The 3,656-nt window shown below is 70.3% G+C and carries 3 protein-coding genes; all 3 read left to right on the top strand.

Annotated features, from left to right (window positions below):
- On the top strand, positions 1-534 hold a 534-nt coding region (locus tag AC36XV_RS03115), incomplete at its 5' end, for a HEAT repeat domain-containing protein (RefSeq protein WP_492202214.1).
- A complete protein-coding gene (locus AC36XV_RS03120) occupies positions 531-1,715 on the top strand; it encodes an HD-GYP domain-containing protein (RefSeq protein ID WP_492202215.1) in 1,185 nt (394 codons plus the stop codon). The genes AC36XV_RS03115 and AC36XV_RS03120, both read left to right, overlap by 4 nt.
- Before the next feature lie 153 nt (positions 1,716-1,868).
- A partial coding sequence (locus AC36XV_RS03125; RefSeq protein ID WP_492202216.1) for a DUF5916 domain-containing protein occupies positions 1,869-3,656 on the top strand: 1,788 nt, incomplete at its 3' end.

Raw genomic sequence — 3,656 nt, forward strand, 5'->3', positions numbered from 1 at the left:
CCCTGGTTCGTGCTCCGGAACGTCCTGTCGCTGCTCGCCCACCTCGACGCGTGGCCGGACGGGTTCGATCCGTGGCCGCTCACCGAGCACGAGAACCCGCAGGTCCGGCTGGAGGCCATACACCTGTGCCTCCGCATGCCGGCCACCCGCGAGCGGGCGATCCTGAGAGCGCTCGCCGATGACAACAGCCGCGTCGTGGCGTTCGGCATCACCGAAGCGGCTCGTGGCTGCCCGCCGGACGCCGAGCCCCGCCTGATCGAGATCGCGGCCTCCCCGGACGGCGAGTACTCCGAGTTCCGGACCCACGCCGTGCGCGCCCTCGCGAACCTCGGCTCGGAAGCAGCACTCGAGACGCTGCTCGAGATCGCGGCGCCGCACGGCCGGGGGCGGGGAGAGCTTCCCCAGGAAAGTCCCGAGCTCCTGGCCGCTCTCGAGGGGCTCGCCTCCGTGTGGGCCCACGATCCGCGGTCCGGCGAGATCCTTGAACGGGCCCGCGCGTCGAGCCGACCCGCCATCCGCCAGGCGGCCTCGTGAACGGCGAGCTGAGCTACCCGGCCGGCTTCCTGGTGGCCCTCGGTCACCTGATCGAGGCGCGGGCCGAGGCGGAGCCCGATCCGGACCGCATCGAGGAGATCACGGCCGAGCTGCTGGTGGCGCTCAAGTTCCTTCTCCGCCAGAACGCCTTCCCCTCCTTCCTGTTCCGGGACGGCGAGGTGGAATACGAGGGCGAGCTGATGGAGGAGCTGCGGAACTGGGAGTGGTCCCTCCGGCTCCCCGAGGGCGGGATCGAGCGGATGGATATCACTCCGGGAACCACACGCGAGGACCTCGAGGGCTTCGTCGGCGAAGTGGTCGCCCGGCTGTATCTCAAGGACGAAGGCGCCTCGATCCGCGAGCTCGACGGCCAGGTCGGGATCCAGTTCAGCGAGGTCGAGGAGGATTCGCAGGAGGAGGAGCGAGGCGCTTCCATGGAACCGCTCGCCTTCGGCCTCGAGGCCGAGGCCGAGGCCGTGGCGTGGCTGAACGAAGAGATCGAGAAGAACGGCGTCGTTCCGGTCGCGGAGGCCTCCACGGTCGTGCAGCTCCTCTCGGTCGCCATGCACTCGGAGCGCGACGTGGTGGTGCCGCTCGTGCAGCTGAAGACGGTGGACCAGTACACCACCACGCACTCGATCAACGTCTCCTGCCTCTCCATGGCCCTCGCGGAGCACCTCACCTACGCCTCCACCGACGTCCGGGCGATCGGAGAGGCCGCCCTCCTGCACGACGTCGGCAAGTCACGCCTCCCGGTCGAGGTCCTCAACAAGAAGGGGCGCCTCACGGACGAGGAGTGGACGCTGATCCAGAGCCACACCGTCGAGGGAGCGCGCATCCTCCTCGCCTCGGGCCGCGGGATGGAGCTCGCCGCCACCGTCGCCTACGAGCACCACCTCAGCTACACGGGCGAGGGCTACCCGGAGCTCGCCTACCCCCGCCAGACGCACGAGGCCAGCCGCCTGGTGCAGGTGTGCGACGTGTACGACGCCCTCCGCACGCGCCGCCCTTTCCGGCCCCCGTGGCCTTCGGACCGGGCGATCCGGTTCCTCGAGGAGAAGGCGGGCACGCACCTCGACCCGGAGTACGTGTCGGCCTTCGTGCGGATGATCGAGCAGTGGGAGCCGCGCCGGGTGGAGCTGGAGCCGGAAGAGCGGCCGGAACCGGCCGGAGCGGCCTGAGGACGGACCCTCGAGCCGCTTCTCGTGGCCGGCGCAACATTCCTTCGATTGGCGGTGTCTAGAGGTATTGAGAGGCGGATGTGGATGATGGCGCCGGTTCCGGGCGCCGCCCGGTAGCCCGGAGCGCGGCGCGACCCCAGGGGGGACGCGGGGATGAAGGGGACGATGGGTCGGGTGGCGAGACAGGCGGCCGGCTGTGCGGCCGGCATCGGGATGGTCCTGGCTTCGGCGGCGGGCGCCGGGGCCCAGACCTCCTCCAACACGAACGGCGCGGCCGACCGTGCGGCGCCGCCTCCCAAGCACGCCATGGCGATCGCCGTGGACCCCGAGCTGATCACCGTGGACGGGCGGCTGGACGACGCCGCGTGGCGCGAGGCCCGGTTCTTCGCCGATTTCCAGCAGAAGGAGCCGGAGCAGGGGGCCCAGCCGAGCGAGCGAACCGAGGTCGCGTTCGTATACGACGGCGGGTCCCTGTACATCGGGGCCCGCATGTACCACCAGGACCCCTCGAACATCGCCGAAGTGATGACGCGCCGAGACGAGCTCGGCAACGTCGAGACCCTGGCCGTGTCGCTCGACACGTACCTGGACCGCCGCACGGCCTACAACTTCGCCGTCACCGCGGCGGGCGTGCGGATCGACTGGTACAACCCCACCGACGCCGAGTACCGGCGCGACTTCACCTTCAACCCGGTGTGGGAGGCGCGCGTCCAGCGGGACTCGCTCGGGTGGACGGCCGAGATGCGGATCCCGTTCTCGCAGCTCCGGTTCAACGACACGGGTCAGTGGGGCATCAACGTGAACCGGTGGATCCCGACGAAGAACGAGGACATCTACTGGGTCTACGTGCCCCGCGAGGAGACCGGATGGGCCTCGCGGTTCGGTGACCTCACCGGCGTGGAGGAGGTCGAGTCGAGCCGCCGCATGGAGCTCATGCCGTATGTGTCCACCGACGCCCGCCTGTACAGCCGCGAGCTGGTGGACGCGGGCGACCCGTTCGGCGGCCGCACGGAGCTGCAGGGCCGGGTCGGCGCCGACTTCAAGATGGGGCTGGGATCGAACCTCACCCTCGACGCCACCGTCAACCCGGACTTCGGCCAGGTCGAGGCGGACCCGGCCGTGGTGAACCTGTCCGCGTTCGAGACCACCTTCGACGAGCGGAGGCCCTTCTTCGTCGAGGGCGCGCAGCTCCTGAGCGGCAACGGTCGCGGCGGCCCGCAGTACTACTACTCACGGCGCATCGGGGGCGCGCCGCATGCCTTCCCGGACGCGGAGTACGTGGACCGTCCGGACGCCACCACGATCGTCGGGGCGGCGAAAGTCACGGGGCGCCTGGCAAGCGGCCTCTCGGTGGGCGCGCTCGGGGCCTTCACTTCCGCCGAGCACGCGCGCACCTACGATTCCGGGTTCGACCGGTTCGACGAGGTGCAGGTCGAGCCGATGGCCGGCTGGGGCGTACTCCGCCTCCAGCAGGAGGTGGGCGGGTCCGGATCGACCCTCGGCTTCACCGCCACCGGGGTGAGCCGGAACTTCGACTCGGACACCGACCCGCTCCGCTACGAGCTGAACCAGCGCGCTTTCACCGGCGGCGGCGACTTCCTGCTCCGGCTGGACGGCAATCGCTACGAGCTGAATGGACACTTCGGGCTCAGCTACGTGGCCGGCTCCGAGGAGGCGATCTCGAACGTGCAGCTCTCGAGCGCCCATTACTTCGAGCGGCCCGATCAGGACCACGTCACCTTCGACCCGACCCGGACGTCGCTCTTCGGCACCTCGGCCTCGCTGCAGTTCCGCAAGGTCGAGGGCGAGCACTGGCTGTTCGGGATGGGCGTGTGGGGCGACTCGCCGAACTGGGAGCTGAACGACGTGGGGGTGCTCCGGCAGGCCGACGACATCGCCACGTGGGGCAACCTCACCTACCGCGAGACCGAGCCCGGCCCC

The sequence above is a fragment of the Candidatus Benthicola sp. genome, assembly GCF_058719085.1.